The following is a 20,269-nucleotide window of genomic DNA, read 5'->3' as shown; positions in this document are numbered from 1 at the left end:
TTGCAAATCGAATGCGACAGGTGCTTCCGCTACGTCAGCGGCGGCTATCGTACTTGCCGAGGTTCTTCGTATCGGCCGGCGAAGCGCGGAAGTCTGCAAGCGTCATATTCGAAAGCGATCAGACCTATTCGACCTTCTCATCCGGCGGGTCGAGGACGAAATTGCGCCGACAAGAAGTCGTCCAAAAAGCAGCCGCAGGTGCTAATTTCATGTTCGTCATCTTGACGAACTAATTCATTCCCCTCACAGTAAGGAGCGCAATTCACGAGATTTGTGGCTCTGAGCGACTTTTTTAGGAGGAACTGGCGAATGGCCGGCTTGAGATTGAACGATGTTCGAAAGAGTTTCGGTCATCATGCCATTCTCCACGGTATTGATCTTGATGTCAGTGAGGGCGAATTCGTTGTTCTGGTTGGTCCATCAGGCTGCGGAAAGTCGACGCTTCTGCGCTTGATTGCCGGCCTCGAAGGCGTCACGAGCGGAAGTATCGCTATCGGCGACAAGGACGTAACGCACGCCGCTCCCGGCGAGCGCGAAATTGCCATGGTGTTTCAGTCCTACGCGCTCTACCCGCATATGACCGTCGCCAAAAACCTGTCATTCGGGTTGGAAAACACCAGGCTGACGCGCGCCGAAATCGACGCCCGGGTCCTTGAGGCAGCGCGGATGCTGGCCATCGAACCGCTTCTTGAGCGGCGTCCCAAACAGCTGTCGGGAGGTCAGAGGCAACGCGTGGCAATCGGACGCGCCATCGTTCGGAACCCGAAACTGTTTCTCTTCGATGAGCCGTTGTCCAACCTGGACGCCGCACTTCGGGTGCAGACGAGGGGCGAGATCAGCCGTCTCCATAAGCGCCTTGGCGCGACCATGATTTACGTTACACACGACCAGATCGAGGCGATGACGATGGCGGATCGCATCGTCGTGCTCAATGCCGGCCGTGTCGAACAAATCGGCACGCCTCTCGAGCTTTTCGAGATGCCGGCGAACCGGTTCGTCGCGGGCTTCATAGGCTCTCCACAAATGAATTTTTTCGAAGGCGAGCTACTTTCGAACGGTCCCGGGGGAATAGCTTTGCAGATACCTGGCTTCGGTGCGCTTAATCTGCCGCTGGAGGCTTCGGACGCCAAGATCGGTCAGGCCGTTACGCTCGGCGTCCGTCCGAGCCATTTCGGATTGGCGCGCGATTGCACGCGAGGCGGTTTTCGCGTTCGTTTTCACGTTGACTACGCCGAAAGCATCGGGACGGAAACCTATGTCTATGGGACCGTCGAATCCAGCGAAACCGCAACGGTTGTCCATCTTCCCGACCATGTGTCGATTGCCGATGGGTCAATTCTCGAGCTTGTCGTGGAGCCGCATCGCGTCCACGTATTCGACAGGCATTCGGGTGCAGCGTTTAAAAGACTGAAGGCCGACACCGCGATCGCCACACCGGCTTGACATTCCTCAGCTGCGTTCCATCCATTGCGATGGATCGATGTCGGTACAGCAGGTGAGAGGTTGAAAATGCCCTCCTGCGCTTGGTTTACCGTCATCCTGCGCGATCTATGATGACCCCTGCTGTCACCGTGCGTTGCGAAATTCCGATCTTGGATCTTTGCAATTCTCTGTTAGGTCTGGCGCCGATACGGTGACCGCTGTTGCATGACGCAGCCGCGAATTTTGCGGGTTACGCTGCGCGCCGAAATCGATCGGCCACAGCGGCTTCATCTTTTGCGCGGGGCCTGACTCGAGAGACTTCCAACGTGTCTTGAGGAGGGAATGGCCGCAGATGATCCATAAGGTTGCCAAAAGACCATAATTGCGCCACCTAGATCGCCCATCGACAACAGCTACCGTGAATTGGATCAAAGCTGAATGCGCATACCCTACGTTTTTCTTGGTGCATTTCTTGCAATCGCACAGTCCGCCTATGCTGAAGTCGCATCGCCGCCGGTTTTGGCGCCGCTGAAGCGGCAGGCCCAGGCTGCCGAGCTGAGTGCACAGTTTTTTACGCGCTACAGCTATAAATCCGTTCCGCTTGACGATGCCTTGTCCGCCAGGATCATGGATCGGTTCATCAAATCGCTTGATCCGGATCGCGTTATCTTTCTGCAATCGGATATCGACAGGTTCATGTCCGACCGAAGCGAGATCGACGATGCCATCGAACGGCAGGACCTGAAGATCCCATTTGCAATCTTCAATGTGTATGAACAGCGTGTCGTCGATCGCATGGGCTACGCGCGCAACCTGCTGAAGCAGGGCTTCGATTTCACGGTTCAGGAAAATTATTCCGTGCTGCGCGACAAAGAGCCCTGGCCGAAGTCGCAAGCCGAGAGCAACGAGCTTTGGCGCAAGCGCGTCAAAAGCGACTGGTTGCGGTTGAAACTGGGCGGCAAGAGCGACGCGGATATTCGTGAGACGCTCGACAAGCGCTACGAAAACACTCTTGAGGGCGTCTACAAGTCTAAGAGCGACGACGTTTTCCAGTCGTTCATGGACGCCTATGCGACGTCGATCGACCCTCACACGGACTATTTCGGGGCGGCTGCTTCGGCCGACTTCAATATTTCGATGAAGCTTTCCCTGTTTGGTATCGGCGCGGTGTTGCAGGACCGCGACGATTACACGACGATCCGTGAGCTGGTGCCGGGAGGGCCGGCCCAGTTGTCCGGCAAGCTCGCGGTCGGAGACCGCATTACCGGCGTCGGCCAAGGCAAGAACGGGCCGATCAAAGAAGTCATGGGCACCCGCCTTGATGAAGTCGTGCAACTGATACGAGGGAAGAAAGGCTCCGTTGTGCGCCTGGATATTCTGCCGGCCGATGCCGGAGCGGATGGCCCGCATCGCGTCGTCAGTCTGGTGCGCGACAAAATCAGCCTTGAAAAGCAGGCTGCCAGCAAGACTGTGCTGCCAGTGAAAGTGGGCGACGTCACACGCAAGGTCGGCGTGATTACTCTGCCGGTGTTCTATGAGGATTTTGATGCCCGGCACAAAGGAGATAAGGACTACAAGAGCGCAAGCCGCGATGTCGCAAAGCTTCTCGACGAACTGAAGCAAGAAAAGGTTGACGGCGTCCTCATCGACATCCGCAACAACGGCGGCGGTTCGTTGGACGAGGCGGTTGACCTGACCGGCCTTTTCATCGGAAATGGTCCGGTCGTTCAGCAGCGCAGCAGCGATGGCAAGGTCGAGATCCGAAACGCCGACCTTTCGGCGCCGGTATGGACGGGACCGCTGGGTGTCTTGATCAATCGCGGGTCAGCGTCGGCTTCGGAGATTTTTGCCGCGGCCATCCAGGATTACGGTCGAGGCGTGATTATCGGCGAACCCAGTTTCGGGAAAGGCACTGTCCAGACTGTCGTCGATCTTGACCAGGTGGTTCGCAACAGCAAACCCGAATTCGGGGAACTGAAAGTGACGATTGCCCAGTTTTTCCGGATTAACGGCGGTACGACGCAGCTGCGCGGCGTCACACCCGATATTAGCTTGCCGGGATTTTCCGATCCGGCCAGTTTTGGCGAGACCAGCTATGACAATGCCTTGCCGTGGGCACAGATTAAGCCGGCGAACTACGCGCGCGCCGACACTGTTGCAGCACTCCTGCCGACATTACAAAGTCGGCATGAGGCACGGGTTGAAAGCGATCCGGACTTCCAGCGCCTGATAAAAGACATTGCCGATCTGAAGGTGCAGCGCGAGAAGGGGATTGTCTCTCTCAATGAAGTCGAACGTCGCAAGGAAGCAGCTGCCCGAGCAGAGCGCCTCAAGTCTCGAGCCCAGTCAGGCAATGATGAAGATGCCGGTGGAGATGACGGTCTACAATCCGATGAGCGCAGCCTGAGCGCTGATATTGCCATCGAAAATGCCCGCAAGAATGCAAAGGACGTCCTGCGGAACGAGGCTGCTGCCATTCTTGCCGACGAGGCGGACTTGCAGGAAGGCTCGCTAAAGGCAGCCACAAGGCCATTGGCAAACACAGGCGGAAAATAGTCATAGCCGACCGGCACAACAGCAAGCTTCTGCGCGCGTCAGGATATCCAGGCGGATTTGAGAAGATGATGCTGTGGATATCTGTTTTCGCAGGCGTCGCGCCGGCTATCCGGTTGGCGCACGTCGATCGGAGGTTTCTGCTGCGGTTGGTCTCTTGAGCAGCGCTGCTGATCATCAATCAATGCGCCGCTACCGGCGCTATGGCGGAACACTCTGGGCTCTTGCTCCCGATTTTCTGGACTACGGCGACGTTGCGGAAACGATGCTTGCAATTGATCGGGATGAAAGCGGCGGCCAATTCGCCAGCATTATCACCAGGAATTTCAAGCAAAGGGCAATCGGCGCGTTCTATGCCTTCGCGCATCTGAGAGGCGGTGAACATCGCAGCCATCTTCATTCCGGCCGGATCCTGCCGCCGATGGATTATCTGTAGCTCCCGGGTTGTTGTAGAAGTGGACGGCCATTTCGAGGCCCCTATACAAGGATTCGTACTCGTTTAACGTCAATTGACGAACAACGACCTAGGAATTGGGCGGGGCGAACCTCCTGCGCAACTAGCCTACCGGCTGCGGCCGATACTCGCATACATGCCGGTCGTGCGAAATTCGGTCGGCGTGATCCCGTAGACGCGCCGGAAGACCTTGGCGAAGTAATTGGCATCTTCGAAGCCGCACATGATCGACACTTCCTTGACCGGCAAAAAATCCGCCTTGGTCAGGAGCTTTGCGGCGCGCTGCAGGCGTTGCTGCAGCACATATTCGGCCGGCGGCACGCCCTCACTTTCGGCAAAGCTGCGGGAGAAATGGGCGCGGCTGAGCCCGACGATCGCCGCAAGTTCGCTGACCGGGAGCGATTTTTCCAGATTGGCGTTGATATGGTCGATCACGGGCTGCATCGCGCTCTGCTCGGCCATGAAGGCGGGCGCGCCGAAAATATCGTCGTAAAGCGCCATTGCGGCTTCATAGGCGATCGCCGAGGCGGAGCCCGGCGTGTTTGCGCCCTTGACGAGGCGAAGGCTGCAGTCCGCCAGATGATCGATAGTCGATTGCTGCAGTTTCAGCACCGGACCGGCGAGTGCCAGCACCATCTTGTGAATGCGCAGCGTCTCCTCGCCATTCATCGATATCCAGAAATATTCCCAGCGGTCACCTTTTTCCAGCCAGTAACGGTGATTGTGCGGTACGAGCACCATCATCGTGTCGCCGCCCTGGAGCTTGTAATTGCGATTCTGGTAGCGCAGGCGGCCGGTGCCGCTGATCGTATGCTGCAGCACCGTGAAGGGCGTTAAGCCGCGCTTTCTGCCGTCCCAATCATAGGTCTCGTTTTCACGCACCTCGTAGCCGGCGCTCGTCGGCATCGCATGCAGACGCTGGCGTCCGCGCGGCAGCGAAACGGTTCTCATCGACTGGCCGTTCGCGATCAAATCCTGCAGCACAAAATTACCCTCGAAAGCATAATCCTTCTCTGGCCGCTCCTGCGAATATGCGCATAATCCCGTCTCACAAGAGGAAGAGATCGCGGTCGAAAGAACGGCCGGGAGGAATACAGGCACTATTTCCCGCTGTTTTAGACGATGTGCGAGAGCATGCCGCCTGATCCTCCTTTGGCCTCTTTTTACCTAGCATTTGATCGGATCGAGGTGAAGGATATGAGTTTCAAAATCGCTATTATCGGAGCGGGCAGCGTCGGCTTCACCAAGAAGCTGTTCACGGACATTCTCTGCGTGCCGGAATTCAAGGACATCGAATTCGCGCTGACCGACATCAGCGAACATAACCTCCAGATGATCAAGGCAATCCTCGACAAGATCGTCGAGGCAAACAAGCTGCCGACGAAGGTGACGGCGACGACAGATCGTCGCAAGGCGCTGGAAGGCGCACGTTATGTCATCAGTTGCGTGCGTGTCGGCGGACTGGAAGCCTATGCCGACGACATCAGAATTCCCCTGAAATACGGTATCGACCAGTGCGTCGGCGATACGATCTGTGCCGGCGGCATTCTCTATGGCCAGCGCAATATCCCGGTCATTCTCGATTTCTGCAAGGATATCCGTGAAGTCGCAGCACCGGGCGCGAAGTTCCTGAACTATGCCAACCCGATGGCGATGAACACCTGGGCTGCCATCGAATATGGCAAGGTCGACACCGTCGGTCTCTGCCACGGCGTCCAGCATGGCGCCGAACAGATCGCCGAAGTGCTCGGCGCCAAGTCGCTGAGCGACCTTGATTACATTTGCTCCGGCATCAACCATCAGACCTGGTTCGTAGACCTGCGTCTCAATGGCCGTAAAATCGGCAAGGACGAGTTGGTCGCAGCCTTCGAGGCGCATCCCGTCTATTCGCAGCAGGAGAAGCTGCGCATCGACGTCTTGAAGCGTTTCGGCGTCTATTCGACCGAAAGCAATGGCCATCTCTCCGAATATCTGCCCTGGTATCGCAAACGGCCTGAGGAAATTACCAAATGGATCGACATGTCCGACTGGATCCACGGGGAGACCGGTGGCTACCTGCGTCACTCGACGGAGACCCGCAACTGGTTCGAAACGGAATTCCCGCAGTTCCTCGCCTCGGCCGAAAAGCCGATCGATGCGGCCAAGCGCTCCAACGAGCATGCAAGCCATATTCTTGAAGCGCTGGAGACCGGTCGGATCTATCGCGGTCACTTCAACGTCAAGAACACCGGCGTCATCACCAATCTGCCGTCCGACGCCATCATCGAGTCGCCCGGTTTCGTCGATCGCTTCGGTATCAACATGGTCTCGGGCATCACCATTCCGGAGGCCTGTGCTGCGACCTGCATTTCGTCGATCAACGTCCAGCGCATGTCGGTGCATGCGGCAATCTCCGGCGATATCGATCTCCTGAAGCTCGCCGTCCTGCACGATCCGCTGGTCGGTGCCGTCTCGACACCCGAAGAGGTTTGGCAGATGGTCGACGAAATGGTCGTTGCCCAGGCACGCTGGCTGCCGCAATATGCTGATGCCGTCCCCGCCGCCAAGGAGAGACTGGCAAATTCCAAGGTCAAGACGCGAGAGTGGGAAGGGGCAGCGCGGCGCAATGTCCGCTCGATCGAAGAGCTTCGCGTCGAGAAGGCGGCGCTGAAGCAGGCCGTTTAAGTCAGGGTGAGGGAGGCAGCGGCGGCTCTTCGGGAGGAAGGCCGCCGGCACATAAGCTTCCTTCATCGTCGTTTGAGGAGAAGCGGAGACGCATGCGAGCGCTCCGGAACAAGAGGGAGAGACGATGAGGAATTTCCGTAAGATCGGCATCCTGGCCGGGCTGGCGCTTAGCGTTTCAGTCGCAGCCCTGAATGCCTACGCGTCCGAGCCGACGGTGCCACCGGCTCCGCCGGCCTTCCCGGCGGAAGGCAAGATCAAATATGTGTCGCGCGACTCCATCCTGGAGTTCAAGGCGCTGCCCGAATATCACGAGCCGGACTGGGTGACGAAGAATTTCGTCGACACTGGCAAGTTGCCGGCGGTCAAGGATCGCCTGCCCAAGGAACCGATGGTCTTCAAGACCGAGAACATGCCTGACGGTCCCGGCGTCTATGGCGACGTGATGCGCCATGTCATCGGCGGCCGGCCGGAAGGTTGGAATTATGGCGCAGGCCAGACGCAGGGCTGGGGCGGCATCGATATCGGCCTCTCCGAATGCCTGACGCGCACGGCACCGCTCTTCCAGGTGGAAGCTAAGGACACCGAGCCGCTGCCGAACCTCGCCAAAGGCTGGGAATGGTCGCAAGATGGCCACAAGCTCACAATGCACCTGATCGAAGGGGCAAAGTGGTCCGACGGCGCACCTTTCAATGCCGACGACCTCATGTTCTATTGGGAAGACGAAGTCATCGACCCGAATGTTTCGCCGCTCGGCGGCGGTGCATCGCCGGAAGCCTTCGGCGAGGGAACGACGCTTACGAAGATCGACGATTACACGGTCGAATGGACCTTCAAAGAGGCCTTCCCGAAGCAATATCTCTATACGATGGCCTATCCGAACTTCTGCCCAGGCCCGTCGCATATTCTCAAACCCCAGCATCCGAAATATTCGAAGAATACCTATGACCAGTTCAAGAACGCTTTCCCGCCGGAATTCATGAACATGCCGGTCATGGGCGCCTGGGTGCCGGTTGAATATCGCCCTGACGATATTATCGTCATGCGCCGCAACCCCTACTATTGGAAGGTCGATGAGAAGGGCAATCAGCTGCCTTATCTCAACGAGTTGCACTACAAGCTTTCGACCTGGGCCGATCGTGACGTGCAGGCCGTTGCCGGTTCTGCCGACTTCTCGAACCTCGAGCAGCCGGAGAACTTTGTCGCCTCGCTGAAGCGTGCGGCCGAAAAGACCGCTCCGGCGCGTCTCGCCTTCGGCCCGCGCCTCATCGGCTATAACCTGCGCATGAACCTGTCGGGCAATGGCTGGGGTGACCCCGACGCCCGCAGCCAGGCGATCCGTGACCTCAACCGCAATGAGGACTTCCGCAAGGCCGTGACCATGGCGGTCGACCGCAAGGCGATCGGTGACTCGCTCGTCAAGGGGCCGTTTACGGCCATCTATGCGGGCGGCCTTTCCTCGGGCACGAGCTTCTATGATCGCAATTCGACCGTCTACTATCCCTTCGATCTGAAGGGTGCCAAGGCGCTGCTCGCCAAGGTCGGCCTGAAGGATACCGACGGCGATGGTTTCGTGAACTTCCCGGCCGGGACAGCTGACGGCAAGGACGTCGAGATCGTGCTTCTTGTCAACAACGACTACACTACCGACAAGAGCCTTGCCGAAGGTGTGGTCGGCCAGATGGAAAAGCTTGGCATCAAGGTCATCCTCAATGCGCTCGATGGCCCCAAGCGGGATAATGCGCATTACGCAGGCCAGTTCGATTGGCTGATCCAGCGCAACACAACCGAGCTTGCCTCCGTGGTACAGAATACCGAACAGCTTGCCGCTGTCGGCCCGCGCACCAGTTGGCACCACCGCGCCGGCAAGGACAATCAGCTCGACCTCCTGCCTTACGAAAAGGAGCTCGCCGACATCGTCAACAAGTTCCGCACGAGCCAGGACAATGACGAACGCGTCGCCCTCATGAAGCAGTACCAGAAGACGGCGACCGGACATGTCGATACCGTCGGGCTCACCGAATATCCGGGCGCGCTGATCATCAACAAGCGCTTCTCGAACATTCCCGAGGGTACGCCGATTATGATGTTCAATTGGGCAGAGGATTCCATCATCCGCGAGCGTGTATGGGTGGCTGCCAACAAGCAGGGAAAATACGAACTCTTCCCGCAGCAGCTTCCCGGCAAGCCCGGGGACAAGGGTCCGATAAACTAAGAGCTCCCTCCCGAACGACAAGAGCTTCCGGTCGCGCGTGCTGCGCGCGGCCGGTCAGAATCAACAAGCCGGCCGCGCTGAGACGAGCGACTGGCGGCAAGGAGAAGCGAACCGTCTGATGTTACGATTCCTGCTCATGCGCATCGCCTCGGCGATTCCCGTCCTTTTCATCCTGAGCGTGGTGACCTTCGCCATCATCCAGGCGCCGCCAGGAGATTATGCCGATTACATCCGTTCGCAGTTGATTAATCAGGGTGGAGCTTCCTTCGCGCAAGCCGATGCCCAGGCCCAGGCCTATCGCATCGAACATGGCCTCGATCAGCCGCTGGTCATCCAGTACGTCAACTGGATTACGGGAATCGTGACCAGAGGCGATTTCGGCTACAGCATGTTCTACAACAAGCCGGTTGCTGATGTTGTCGGCGAGCGCCTGCCGCGCACGCTGGCCCTCGCGCTCGTCTGCCATATTTTCGCGTCCATCCTCGGCATTACCTTCGGCATTTGGGCGGCGACCCGCCAATACAGCTGGATCGACAGCCTGCTCTCGGGCATCTCTTTCCTGGGCATGACGGTGCCGCGCTTTCTCATGGCACTGATCATCGTCTATTTGCTCGTCTTCCAGTTCAATGTGACGGAAATCGGCAGCTTCTTCTCCCCACAATATGGCGGAGCGCCATGGTCCTGGGCAAAATTCCTGGATCTTGTCAGCCACGTCTGGCCTGTTGTTGCGATCGCCACGTTCGGCGGGCTCGCCTATAATATGCGCGTCATGCGCGGCAATCTGCTCGACACGCTGAATGCCCAATATGTCGAGACGGCGCGCGCCAAGGGGCTTTCGGGCGGCGCGGTTGTCATGCGCCACGCCGTTCCGAACGCGCTGCATCCGCTCGTCATGTATCAGGGGGTTGTCCTTCCCTACATGCTGACCGGCGAGATCGAGACTGCGATCATCTTCGCTCTGCCGACCGTTGGTCCGGCGATCGTCGGCTCCATGGCGATCGGTGACGTCTACGTCACCGCGACTTTCATGCTGGTGCTGTCGGCGACGCTTATTGTCGGCAATATCATCGCCGACATGCTGCTTGCCATGCTCGATCCGCGGGTCCGTCAATATGGAGGAGCCTGATATGTTTGCCTTCGACTCTTCCCCGCCACCGCCACACCAGGAAACGATCAAGAATACCGGTCATGGCGGCAATGAAAGCTATATGGCACTGGTCTGGCGCCGGCTGCGGCGCTCCTGGACCGGCATGATCGGCCTCATCCTCGTCGGTCTCCTGATCATCATGGCGATCTTTGCCGATTTCTTCGCGCCGATGGACCCGAAGGCGACCGATGTCGGCTTTGCGCCGCCGCAGATGATCAGCATCCACGACAAAGACGGCAGCCTCGTCTGGCCACGCGTCTACGCACTAGCAGATTCCGAAGAGCTCGATCCGGTTACCTTCCAGCCGGTCGTCGGTCTGGATTACGACAATCCGCGTCTGCTCGGCTTCTTCGTCAGGGGGGCGCAGTATAATCTGTTCGGTCTCATCCCGGCCAATCGCCATTTCTTCGGCACGGTCGATGGCGAGCCGGTACATTTCCTCGGCACCGACAAATTCGGCCGTGACGTGCTGTCGCGCGCCATCATCGGCTCGCGCATCTCGCTGATGATCGCGCTGACGGTGGTCTCCATCGTCACGGTCGTCGGCACCACCGTCGGGATGGTGTCGGGCTATTATGGCGGCGCCTTCGATGTCTGGGTGCAGCGCTTCGTCGAGCTCGTGCTCGCCTTCCCACAGTTGCCGCTCTATCTCGCGCTGACCTCGCTGATCCCGATCACAGCACCCACCAATGTCTTCCTTGCCTTCGTGATCTTTGTCATGTCGGCGCTTGGCTGGGCGCAGATGTCGCGCGAGGTGCGCGGCAAAACGCTGGCGCTGGCGCGTATCGAATATGTGCGGGCAGCAATGGCTGTCGGTGCTACCGACCGGCGCATAATCTTTCAGCATATTTTCCCGAACGTGATGAGCCACGTGATCGTTGCCGTCACCATCCATATTCCAAGCGTCGTGCTGCTCGAATCCTTCCTCGGCTTCCTCGGCTTTGCGGTAAAGCCGCCGCTGATCTCCTGGGGCCTCATGCTGCAGGATACGGCCAATTATTCCGTCATCGGAACCTATCCCTGGATTCTCTCCCCCGTCGCTTTCGTGCTGATCACCGTCTTCGCCTTCAATGCGCTGGGTGACGGTCTGCGCGATGCGGTCGATCCCTATTGAGGTGATGAAGATGGCTCTTGCTCTCGTCAGTTCCTTCGCTCCGCCCGTCCGTCACGATCATGACGGGCGCAAGGAAAGCCCTGTTATCGATGCCCGCAATATCGGCGTGAACTTCAAGGTCGAGCACGGCACCGTCGAAGCCGTAAAGGATATTTCCTTCCAGCTCTATCGCGGCGAAACGATCGCCATCGTCGGTGAATCCGGCTCCGGCAAATCTGTAACAGCTCGCACAGTGATGGGGCTACTGTCAAAGCGTGCGATCATCTCGCCGCGCTCGAGTGTCGAATATGACGGCAACAATATCCTGAAATTCTCCGAGAAGGCCCGCCGCAGGCTGCGCGGTGACCGCATCTCGATGATCTTCCAGGAGCCGATGAGTTCGCTGAACCCGATCTACACGATCGGCAGCCAGATCGTCGAAGCGATCCGCGTCCACCGGAAGATGAGCCGCAAACAGGCCAATGCCAAAGCGCTGGAGCTTCTGAAGCAGGTACAGATCCCCGACCCGGAGGCGCGTCTGCTGCAATATCCGCACCAGCTTTCGGGTGGTCAGCGCCAGCGCGTGATGATTGCGATGGCGCTTGCCAATGATCCCGATGTCCTGATCGCTGACGAACCGACGACGGCGCTCGACGTCACCGTCCAGGCGCAGATTCTCAACCTCATCCGCAACTTGCAGACACAATTGCGGATGGCGGTTATCCTGATTACCCACGATCTCACGGTGGTGCGCAAGTTCTCCGACTATGTCTATGTGATGCAGCATGGCGAGATGCGTGAGCACAATGTCACTGAGCAGCTCTTCGCCAATCCGCAGCATCCTTATACCAAGCATCTTCTGGGATCCGAGCCGCGCGGCCAGGCCAACCCGCTGCCGGAAGGATCGGATATCATTCTCGATGCGCGCGGCGTGCGCGTCTCCTTCATGCTGCGCCATGGCGGCTTCTTCAGGCCGGAACTACGCGAACTGGTCGCGGTCGACAGCCTCAATCTGACGCTCAGGCGACACGAAACGCTGGGGCTCGTCGGTGAATCCGGTTCGGGAAAAACTACCTTCGGCCAGGCTATACTCAGGCTCAACGACACCAACAATGGCGAGATCTATTTCGACCGACAGCCGATCCACGGCAAGTCACGGGCCGAAATGCGCCCCTTGCGCTCGCGCATGCAGGTGGTGTTCCAGGATCCGTTCTCCTCGCTCAATCCGCGCATGACGATCGGTCAGATCATCGAGGAGGGGCTGGTCGTCAACAAACTCGGCGCCACCAAGGGCGAACGTCTCGATAGGGTCCGCGAAGCGCTGATCGCCGCCGGCATGCCGGGCAATATTCTCTCCCGCTTCCCGCATGAATTTTCGGGCGGGCAGCGCCAGCGCATCGCCATCGCGCGGGCGATCGCACTGGAGCCCGAATTCATCCTGCTCGACGAGCCGACCTCGGCGCTCGATCTGTCTGTCCAGGCACAGATCATCGAACTCCTGCGCAAGCTGCAGGACGAGCGAGGCCTGAGCTACCTGTTCATTTCGCACGACCTGAAGGTCGTGCGCGCCCTCTGCCACCGTGTCATCGTCATGCAGCACGGCAAGATCATGGAAGAGGGCCCTGTCAACGACGTCCTTTCCAATCCCAAGACGCCCTACACCGAACGGCTTGTCAGAGCCGCTTTCGAGGTAGCGTGATTTCAGAATGCCGGAGGTTCATATGGCAAATCCCAGAATAGCGTTCATCGGAGCTGGCTCCACCGTTTTCATGAAGAACATCGTCGGCGACATCCTGCAGCGTCCGGCGCTGTCGGGGGCCACGATCGCGCTCATGGACATCAATCCGCAGCGGCTTGAAGAAAGCGCCATCGTCGTCAACAAGCTGATTTCGACGCTTGGCGTCAAGGCGAAGGCAGAAACCTATTCCGATCAGCGCAAGGCGCTATCCGGTGCAGATTTCGTCGTCGTCGCCTTCCAGATCGGTGGCTACGAGCCCTGCACCGTGACCGACTTCGAAGTGCCGAAGAAATACGGCCTGCGCCAGACGATTGCCGATACGCTCGGCGTCGGCGGCATCATGCGTGGTCTCAGAACCGTGCCGCACCTCTGGAAAATCTGCGAGGACATGCGCGCCGTCTGCCCGAACGCCATCATGCTGCAATATGTGAACCCGATGGCGATCAACACCTGGGCGATTGCGGAGAAATACCCTGACATCAAGCAGGTCGGCCTCTGCCATTCTGTGCAGGGCACGGCGATGGAGCTCGCCCATGATCTCGATATCCCCTATGACGAAATCCGCTACCGCTCGGCCGGCATCAATCACATGGCCTTTTACCTGAAGTTCGAGCATCGCCAGCCGGATGGCTCTTATAAGAACCTCTATCCGGATCTGGTGCGCGCCTATCGCGAAGGCCGGGCACCGAAGCCCGGCTGGAACCCGCGCTGCCCCAACAAGGTTCGCTACGAGATGCTGACGCGGCTTGGCTATTTCGTCACTGAGAGCTCTGAACATTTTGCCGAATACACGCCTTACTTCATCAAGGAAGGCCGTGAAGATCTGATCGAAAAATTTGGCATTCCGCTCGATGAATATCCGAAGCGCTGCATCGAGCAGATCGCCCGCTGGAAAGGTCAGGCCGAAGCCTATCGTTCGGCCGACAAGATCGAGGTCAATGAATCGAAGGAATATGCTTCCTCGATCATCAATTCGGTCTGGACCGGCGAACCCTCGGTCATCTACGGCAATGTCCGCAACAACGGTTGCATCACCTCGCTGCCTTCCAATTGCGCCGCGGAAGTGCCGTGCCTTGTCGACGCCTCCGGCATCCAGCCGACCTTTATCGGCGACTTGCCGCCGCAGCTAACGGCACTCATCCGCACCAACATCAATGTCCAGGAATTGACGGTGCAGGCGCTGATGACGGAGAATCCGGAGCATATCTACCATGCCGCGATGATGGATCCGCACACGGCGGCAGAACTCGATCTCGACCAGATCTGGTCGCTCGTCGATGAACTGCTCGCCGCCCATGGCGAGTGGCTGCCGGAATGGGCACGGAAGAACAAGGTACGCGCCGCCTGAGAAATGACCAGCGCCGGCGGAATCCCGGCGCTGGTCACGCTTAACGGTCAGGACAATCTGCCTTCGTCATCAATCAGCGTCAGGCGGCAAGGACTTGTGTCGCCCCATCGCCAGAGCACGAGATTGAGATCATCACTTTTGGCGGCAGGTGCAAAACTTCTGACCAGGAGGCCGTGATAGCCATTGGACACAAGCTTGCGCGCAAAGGCCTGTGTTCTTGCTTCTCCGCTCGCCCTCATTTCATCGCGCCAGCTTGCCGCGGCCATTGTTGCGGGCTCCATGCCTTCGGCTGCAAGGGCAGCTTCATCCCTGCTGTCGAAGACGCGCTCGATTTCAGCGTCGTAGGAGACGAGGGTGGTCGGCTGCAGGCTGCCGACCTGGTTGGCTTCTCGAAGTGCGGCCAGAACGGATAGGGACGCATAGAGGGCCGGCATTCCCTTGGGATTGAACCGACCGCCATAAAGTTCAGCTCCCCGGCCCGAGAGAGGCTGGCGCGCATAGATCGGGTTCAGCGCCCGATAGAGCTTGCCTTCATAGCGCATCAGCAAGCACTAGGCGTGAACGCCGGCATCGACCGCATCGATATAATCCATCACCTCGTCGGCCCGACCGTCGCGAACAAGCTGCATGGCTGTCTGGCCCGAAAAACCCGATAGAGGCTCGGAACGATACCAGGCATAGGCCATCAGCGCCGAGCCGAAGCGGGGTTCGACCTTATTGACTACTTCGATCATCTCACGCAGGCGCCGCTGCGTCTTGTCGGAGCGCAGGCGATCCTTGCGCTGGATCGCATCCTTGCCGAGACCCGCGGTGCGGGCGATCTCTTCGCTTGTCGTGCGGAAGGCATCGGCGATCTTGCGCGGTGCAAAGAGACCGTCATCTGCATATTGTGCGAGGCCCATGGTCACCTCCATGCCGTTCGTACTGACGTTATATAGCGTCAATATCCGCGGCATTCAATGGCGGAAGATTTAGCAGCTGCGGAAGCGCAGGTTGCCTGCAGAGAGCTCGCTGACAGAAGCGCAACCCATCAGCTTCATGCCGCGCTCGATTTCCGTGCGAATTTGCAAGAGCGCACGTTCGACGCCGGCTTGACCTGCAGCCGCAAGCGGGAAGAGATAATAGCGCCCTACGCCAACAGCCTTGGCGCCGAGCGATAAGGCCTTGAGTACATGCGTGCCGCGCTGAATGCCGCCATCGACCATCACATCGATCTTGTCACCGACGGCATCGACTATTTCCGCCAACTGATCGAAGCCGCTGCGCGAACCGTCGAGCTGACGGCCGCCGTGATTGGATAGCACGATGCCGGTGCAGCCGACATCGATGGCGCGCTTGGCATCCTCGACCGTCATGATGCCCTTCAGGCAGAACTGCCCGCCCCAGGTCTTCACCATGTCGGCGACATCGTCCCAGTTCATGGCGGGATCGAGCATTTCGGTGAAATAGCGACTGATCGACATCGTGCCGCTGCCCATGTCCACATGGCTATCGAGTTGCGGCAGGCGGAATTTCTCATGGGTGAAGTAATTGATCGCCCAGGCGGGTTTGACCGCAAACTGCGCCATGCCCGAAAGATTGAGCTTGAAGGGGATGGCAAAGCCGGTGCGCTTGTCACGCTCACGATTGCCGCCGGTGATGCTGTCGACAGTCAGCATCATCACCTGCACGCCTGCCTGCTTTGCCCGCGCCATCATTTCACGGTTGAGGCCGCGGTCCCGGTGGAAATAGAACTGGTAGACCTGCGGACCGCTGCTGATCTTTCGTGCCTCTTCCAAGCTGATCGTGCCGAGCGAGGAAACGCCGAACATCGTGCCGAACTTGCCGGCAGCGTGCGCAACCGCCCGTTCGCCCTCGTGATGGAAGAGCCGCTGCAGCGCCGTCGGCGAGCAATAGACCGGCATGGCGAGCTTCTGGCCCATGACGGTGACCGACATATCGACATCGCTCACGCCCCGCAGCACGCTTGGCAGGAGATCGCAGGTTTCGAAGGATGCAGTGTTGCGCCTGTAGGTGATTTCGTCATCCGCTGCACCGTCGATATAGTTGAAGATCGGGCCCGGAAGGCGCTGTTTGGCGAGGCGGCGGAAATCGTGAAAGTTATGGCAGTCTGAAAGGCGCATACCCGTATCCAATCGAGGGCCGCGCGTCATGCCTCCGCATGCGGCTCGGCCGATGAATGGCCGCGAGACCTCCTCGTCGTCGCGATCCATGATCTATGGGATACGATTATTACTGCACCAATCTCAAGCTCTCTTGCGCATGCATCCGTCGCCTTTGCTGATAAAGATGCATTTATTGCCGGGGGTTCGGTCAGCGACCGGGCTTGACTGCGAGCCAGATGACGTGGCGCGCGCCGCCGCGCTTGCCGTTGGCCCGCGTATTGACCGCATCGACGGCAAAGCCGCTATCTTTCAGGCGCCGAGTGAAGGACGGATCCGGCCCGGAAGACCAGACGGCCAACACGCCGCCTGGGCGCAGTGCCTCGCGGGCTGACTTGAGCCCGGCATAATCATAGAGCCGATCATTGGACTTGCGGGTCAGGCCGTCAGGTCCATTGTCGACGTCGAGAAGGATGGCGTCGTAACCGGCTTTTCCGGCGCGGATCGCTTCGCCGACATCGCCGTGGTGGATCGAGACGCGCGGATCGTCAAGGCAGCCTCTGAAGACTTCCGCCATCGGGCCGCGTGCCCAGGCAACAACTTCCGGGATCAGTTCGGCGACGACGACACCGGCATCTGCGGGCACGACCGAAAGCGCGGCCCGCAGGGTAAAACCCATGCCGAGGCCGCCGATCAGGATCTTCGGCTTCGGATGCGATTTGATCCGTTCAAAGGACAGAGTAGCGAGCGCTTCTTCCGAACCGCTGAGGCGGCTGTTCATCAGCTCGTTGGTGCCGAGCATGATGGAAAATTCGGTTCCGCGCTGCTTTAGCCGCAATTGCCCGCCTTCGCCGGGTATGGTCGCGGAATCGAGCTGGATCCAGGGAAGCATAGCGGTTTCATCTCGCTGAAAGGGACCGTCCCCTAGCACAGGACGACGGCCGAAGCCAGCAAGCCTTGCTCAGACCATGCGCACGAAATGATCCGGCTCATGCTGCACAATCTGTTCCTGCGGTGCGGCGGAACGGCGGCGGATATCATCCACCTCCTGCGGCTGCAGACGTGTGCGCGGATCGTCGAAGCGCACATCCGGATCGGGGACAGCCGAGAGCAGAAGACGCGTATAGGGATGCAGCGGATTGTCGATCACCTTGGCCGTATGGCCCCATTCGACGATCTGACCGGAATACATGACGGCGATATCCTCCGCCACATAACGGGCGGTGGCGATATCGTGGGTAATATAGAGCAGGCCTAGGTTCATCTCCTTCTTCATCTCGTTCAGAAGATCGAGAACGCCGAGGCGCACCGAGACATCGAGCATGGAGGTCGGTTCGTCGGCAACGATCACCTCCGGCTGGGCCGCAAGAGCGCGGGCGATATTGACGCGCTGGCGCTGGCCGCCCGAAAGCTCGTGCGGATACCTCGGCGCGACGATATCGGGATCGAGCTTCACGCGCTCGAGCAATTCGCGCATCGTCGTATCGATCTGCTTGCCGCGGATCTCGGGCCGATGCAGCTTCAGCGGTCGCTGCAGATGATGGGCGATCGTATGGGCCGGGTTGAGCGAGGCGAAGGGGTCCTGGAAGATCATCTGCACGGACCGGCGGTAGCGGGCGATTTCGTCCGCCTTGGCGCCTTCCACGGGGTGGCCCTTATAGAAGATCCGGCCTGAAGTCGGCGAATATTCGCGCATCGCCATGCGGGCGCAGGTGGTCTTGCCGCTGCCGGATTCGCCGACAAGTGCCAGCGCGCGGCCGGCATGCAGCGAGAACGAGATGGCGCGGGCAGCGTGAACCATGGAAGCGCCGTGGCCGAAGGTCTTAGTGACCCTGTCGAGGGCGAGGATGGCATCGCTCATTAAAGCACGCCTCCATAAAGCGAGGGAAAGGAGGCCCAGAGTTTCCGGGTATATTCGTGCTGCGGCGTCTTGTAGATCGCTCCGGCATCGTTCTGCTCGACGAGTTTGCCGGCGAGCATGATTCCGATCCGGTCGCAGAACTGCACCATCAGGCCGAGATCGTGAGTGATGAAGAGCACCGAGAAGCCGAATTCTTTGCGCAGTTCGTTGATGCGCTGAAGGATTTCGCGCTGCACAACCACATCGAGCGCCGTCGTCGGCTCGTCCATAACGACGAGCTTCGGATCAAGCGCCATGCAGATAGCAATGACGATACGCTGGCGCATGCCGCCGGAAAACTGGTGCGGATAGTTGCGCATGCGATCCGGCGCAATATCGACGAGCCGCAGCATCTCGGCCGTGCGCTCGCGCGCCTCAGCCTTCGTCATGCGCTTATGGGTGCGCAACACGTCATAGAACTGGTCCTCGATGCGCAAAACCGGGTTCAGCGAGTTCATCGCGCTCTGGAAGACCATAGCGACTTCGCGCCAGCGGAAGGCGGCAAGCGCCTCCGGGTCGAGGTCCAGCACATCACGATCGGCAAGCAGAATTTGGCTGTCCTTGCGGATCAGTGCCGGCGGCTTGTGCAGGCGGCTTATGGCAAAGGCGATCGTGCTCTTGCCGCAGCCGGATTCGCCGGCCAGGCCGAAGACTTCGCCGGGGGCGACGTCGAAGCTGACATTATCGACGGCACGAAAATCCTTTTCCTCGCCGATATAGTCGATCGTGAGGTTTTTAACCGATAGCAGCGGCTGGTTCACAGGCGGCCCTCCCCGGAGCGGATGAGCAGGGACCAGCGCTTCAGGTGATTGCCGGTGCGCAGGCGCGGATTTGCGATCTCATCGACGGCGAAATTGAGAAGCGACATGCCGATGCCAAGGAAGGCGAGCGCAAAGCAGGGTGTGAGGATATCCCACCATGCTCCGACTGAAAGCGCCGAAGCCTTCTGCGCGTTGTAAAGCATGGTGCCCCAGGAGACGACTCTGGGGTCGCCAAGGCCGAGGAATTCCAGCGTCGCTTCGGTGATGATCGCAAAGATGATGCTGCCGATGAAATTGATGCCGACAATGGAAATCACGTTGGGAAAGATTTCAAATGTCATGATGCGCCATTGCGGCTCGCCCATCATCTCCGCCGATTTGACATAGTCCTTTTGCTTGACCGAAAGGGTTTCGGCGCGGGTCACGCGTGCACCCCAGGCCCAGGACGTGGCACCGAGGATCAGGGCGATGACGAGCGGACTTGCCTGGCCGATAAAGGCCGCAAGAACGAGCAGCAGCGGCAGGTTCGGTACGACGAGCACCATGTTCGTAAAGAAGCTGATGACCTCGTCGGTCTTGCCGCCGCGATAGCCTGAGATGATGCCGAGGGCGGTGCCGACGGCGGTGATCAGCAGGCCGGCGCCGAAGCCGACGGCGAGCGAGGTACGCGCACCATAGATTAGCCGCGCAAAGACGTCCTGGCCGATGCGCGTCGTGCCGAGAATATGTTCGGCCGACGGTGGCTGGTGTGGACGCCCCGTGCGGGCGGCCGGGTCGTAGTGCGTCAAAAGCGGTGCGGCGATCGCCACGATGACGATGAAGGCGATGATGGCGAGGCCGATCAGCGCCTTGCGATTGCGGAGCAGGCTTTTCAT

General features: G+C 59.2%; 16 protein-coding genes and 1 pseudogene. 9 read left to right on the top strand and 8 right to left on the bottom strand.

The features are described from left to right. The first annotated feature begins 309 nt into the window (after window positions 1-309). The 3 genes and pseudogenes from FHX15_RS15450 to FHX15_RS15440 form a co-directional block, all read left to right on the top strand. Window positions 310-1,443: an ABC transporter ATP-binding protein gene (locus FHX15_RS15450; RefSeq protein WP_184398499.1), complete on the top strand. Its 1,134-nt coding sequence runs from the start codon at window positions 310-312 to the stop codon at window positions 1,441-1,443. Between the two features lie 417 nt (window positions 1,444-1,860). After that, on the top strand, window positions 1,861-3,978 hold the full coding sequence (locus FHX15_RS15445) for a carboxy terminal-processing peptidase (protein ID WP_184398497.1): 2,118 nt from the start codon (window positions 1,861-1,863) through the stop codon (window positions 3,976-3,978). 208 nt (window positions 3,979-4,186) lie between these two features. After that, window positions 4,187-4,411 (top strand): annotated as a pseudogene (locus FHX15_RS15440) (hypothetical protein); the annotation flags it as partial. Window positions 4,412-4,537: 126 nt separating this feature from the next. Here the strand turns inward: FHX15_RS15440 and FHX15_RS15435 are convergent. Continuing rightward, window positions 4,538-5,413, bottom strand: a complete 876-nt coding sequence (locus FHX15_RS15435) for an AraC family transcriptional regulator (RefSeq protein ID WP_312861834.1) — start codon at window positions 5,411-5,413, stop codon at window positions 4,538-4,540. A 213-nt stretch (window positions 5,414-5,626) separates the two neighbouring features. Between FHX15_RS15435 and FHX15_RS15430 the strand changes: the two genes are divergently transcribed. The 6 genes from FHX15_RS15430 (at window position 5,627) to FHX15_RS15405 (ending at window position 14,631) form a co-directional block, all read left to right on the top strand. Further along, window positions 5,627-7,093: an alpha-glucosidase/alpha-galactosidase gene (locus FHX15_RS15430; protein ID WP_184398496.1), complete on the top strand. Its 1,467-nt coding sequence runs from the start codon at window positions 5,627-5,629 to the stop codon at window positions 7,091-7,093. Window positions 7,094-7,217: 124 nt separating this feature from the next. Beyond that, the gene (locus tag FHX15_RS15425; RefSeq protein WP_184398494.1) at window positions 7,218-9,305 is read left to right on the top strand and encodes an ABC transporter substrate-binding protein; all 2,088 of its coding nucleotides are present in this window, start codon (window positions 7,218-7,220) and stop codon (window positions 9,303-9,305) included. A gap of 118 nt (window positions 9,306-9,423) precedes the next feature. Continuing rightward, the gene (locus tag FHX15_RS15420) at window positions 9,424-10,431 is read left to right on the top strand and encodes an ABC transporter permease (RefSeq protein WP_184398492.1); all 1,008 of its coding nucleotides are present in this window, start codon (window positions 9,424-9,426) and stop codon (window positions 10,429-10,431) included. A 1-nt stretch (window position 10,432) separates the two neighbouring features. Continuing rightward, window positions 10,433-11,566 (top strand): ABC transporter permease, encoded by a 1,134-nt coding sequence (locus FHX15_RS15415; RefSeq protein WP_184398490.1) that lies wholly within the window; start codon window positions 10,433-10,435, stop codon window positions 11,564-11,566. Window positions 11,567-11,576: 10 nt separating this feature from the next. After that, window positions 11,577-13,244, top strand: a complete 1,668-nt coding sequence (locus tag FHX15_RS15410) for an ABC transporter ATP-binding protein (RefSeq protein ID WP_184398488.1) — start codon at window positions 11,577-11,579, stop codon at window positions 13,242-13,244. Between the two features lie 22 nt (window positions 13,245-13,266). Continuing rightward, complete coding sequence (locus FHX15_RS15405) at window positions 13,267-14,631, top strand: alpha-glucosidase/alpha-galactosidase (RefSeq protein WP_184398487.1); 1,365 nt, start codon at window positions 13,267-13,269, stop codon at window positions 14,629-14,631. 47 nt (window positions 14,632-14,678) lie between these two features. Here the strand turns inward: FHX15_RS15405 and FHX15_RS15400 are convergent, their stop codons facing one another. The 7 genes from FHX15_RS15400 to FHX15_RS15370 all read right to left on the bottom strand — a co-directional run bounded on the left by FHX15_RS15400 (window position 14,679) and on the right by FHX15_RS15370 (window position 20,269). Beyond that, on the bottom strand, window positions 14,679-15,173 hold the full coding sequence (locus FHX15_RS15400) for an RES family NAD+ phosphorylase (RefSeq protein ID WP_184398485.1): 495 nt from the start codon (window positions 15,171-15,173) through the stop codon (window positions 14,679-14,681). A gap of 9 nt (window positions 15,174-15,182) precedes the next feature. Then, the gene (locus tag FHX15_RS15395) at window positions 15,183-15,533 is read right to left on the bottom strand and encodes an antitoxin Xre/MbcA/ParS toxin-binding domain-containing protein (RefSeq protein ID WP_184398483.1); all 351 of its coding nucleotides are present in this window, start codon (window positions 15,531-15,533) and stop codon (window positions 15,183-15,185) included. Between the two features lie 69 nt (window positions 15,534-15,602). Further along, window positions 15,603-16,754 carry an alpha-hydroxy acid oxidase gene (locus FHX15_RS15390; RefSeq protein WP_184398481.1) on the bottom strand — a complete coding sequence of 384 codons (1,152 nt, stop codon included), beginning with the start codon at window positions 16,752-16,754 and terminating at the stop codon, window positions 15,603-15,605. Window positions 16,755-16,944: 190 nt separating this feature from the next. After that, window positions 16,945-17,625, bottom strand: coding sequence for a spermidine synthase (locus tag FHX15_RS15385; RefSeq protein WP_184398479.1), 681 nt, complete (start codon window positions 17,623-17,625; stop codon window positions 16,945-16,947). A gap of 69 nt (window positions 17,626-17,694) precedes the next feature. Next, window positions 17,695-18,594, bottom strand: coding sequence for an ABC transporter ATP-binding protein (locus FHX15_RS15380; protein ID WP_184398477.1), 900 nt, complete (start codon window positions 18,592-18,594; stop codon window positions 17,695-17,697). Then, window positions 18,594-19,394 (bottom strand): ABC transporter ATP-binding protein, encoded by an 801-nt coding sequence (locus FHX15_RS15375; protein ID WP_184398475.1) that lies wholly within the window; start codon window positions 19,392-19,394, stop codon window positions 18,594-18,596. Before FHX15_RS15375 ends, FHX15_RS15380 begins: the two co-directional genes overlap by 1 nt. Then, the gene (locus FHX15_RS15370) at window positions 19,391-20,269 is read right to left on the bottom strand and encodes an ABC transporter permease (RefSeq protein ID WP_184398473.1); all 879 of its coding nucleotides are present in this window, start codon (window positions 20,267-20,269) and stop codon (window positions 19,391-19,393) included. Before FHX15_RS15370 ends, FHX15_RS15375 begins: the two co-directional genes overlap by 4 nt.

Origin of the sequence: Rhizobium sp. BK650 (assembly GCF_014195325.1) — a bacterium.
Taxonomy (GTDB): Bacteria; Pseudomonadota; Alphaproteobacteria; order Rhizobiales; family Rhizobiaceae; genus Rhizobium.
Note: the sequence above shows the minus strand (reverse complement) of the source record. Positions and strands in the feature narration are given on the sequence as shown.

Excerpts from the sequence above, each read along its gene's own strand:
- FHX15_RS15450 (WP_184398499.1), top strand. The coding sequence starts at position 310 with ATGGCCGGCTTGAGATTGAACGATGTTCGAAAGAGTTTCGGTCATCAT.
- FHX15_RS15445 (WP_184398497.1), top strand. The coding sequence starts at position 1,861 with ATGCGCATACCCTACGTTTTTCTTGGTGCATTTCTTGCAATCGCACAG.
- FHX15_RS15430 (WP_184398496.1), top strand. The coding sequence starts at position 5,627 with ATGAGTTTCAAAATCGCTATTATCGGAGCGGGCAGCGTCGGCTTCACC.
- FHX15_RS15425 (WP_184398494.1), top strand. The coding sequence starts at position 7,218 with ATGAGGAATTTCCGTAAGATCGGCATCCTGGCCGGGCTGGCGCTTAGC.
- FHX15_RS15420 (WP_184398492.1), top strand. The coding sequence starts at position 9,424 with ATGTTACGATTCCTGCTCATGCGCATCGCCTCGGCGATTCCCGTCCTT.
- FHX15_RS15415 (WP_184398490.1), top strand. The coding sequence starts at position 10,433 with ATGTTTGCCTTCGACTCTTCCCCGCCACCGCCACACCAGGAAACGATC.
- FHX15_RS15410 (WP_184398488.1), top strand. The coding sequence starts at position 11,577 with ATGGCTCTTGCTCTCGTCAGTTCCTTCGCTCCGCCCGTCCGTCACGAT.
- FHX15_RS15405 (WP_184398487.1), top strand. The coding sequence starts at position 13,267 with ATGGCAAATCCCAGAATAGCGTTCATCGGAGCTGGCTCCACCGTTTTC.
- FHX15_RS15400 (WP_184398485.1), bottom strand. The coding sequence starts at position 15,173 with ATGCGCTATGAAGGCAAGCTCTATCGGGCGCTGAACCCGATCTATGCG.
- FHX15_RS15395 (WP_184398483.1), bottom strand. The coding sequence starts at position 15,533 with ATGGGCCTCGCACAATATGCAGATGACGGTCTCTTTGCACCGCGCAAG.
- FHX15_RS15390 (WP_184398481.1), bottom strand. The coding sequence starts at position 16,754 with ATGCGCCTTTCAGACTGCCATAACTTTCACGATTTCCGCCGCCTCGCC.
- FHX15_RS15385 (WP_184398479.1), bottom strand. The coding sequence starts at position 17,625 with ATGCTTCCCTGGATCCAGCTCGATTCCGCGACCATACCCGGCGAAGGC.
- FHX15_RS15380 (WP_184398477.1), bottom strand. The coding sequence starts at position 18,594 with ATGAGCGATGCCATCCTCGCCCTCGACAGGGTCACTAAGACCTTCGGC.
- FHX15_RS15370 (WP_184398473.1), bottom strand. The coding sequence starts at position 20,269 with ATGAAAAGCCTGCTCCGCAATCGCAAGGCGCTGATCGGCCTCGCCATC.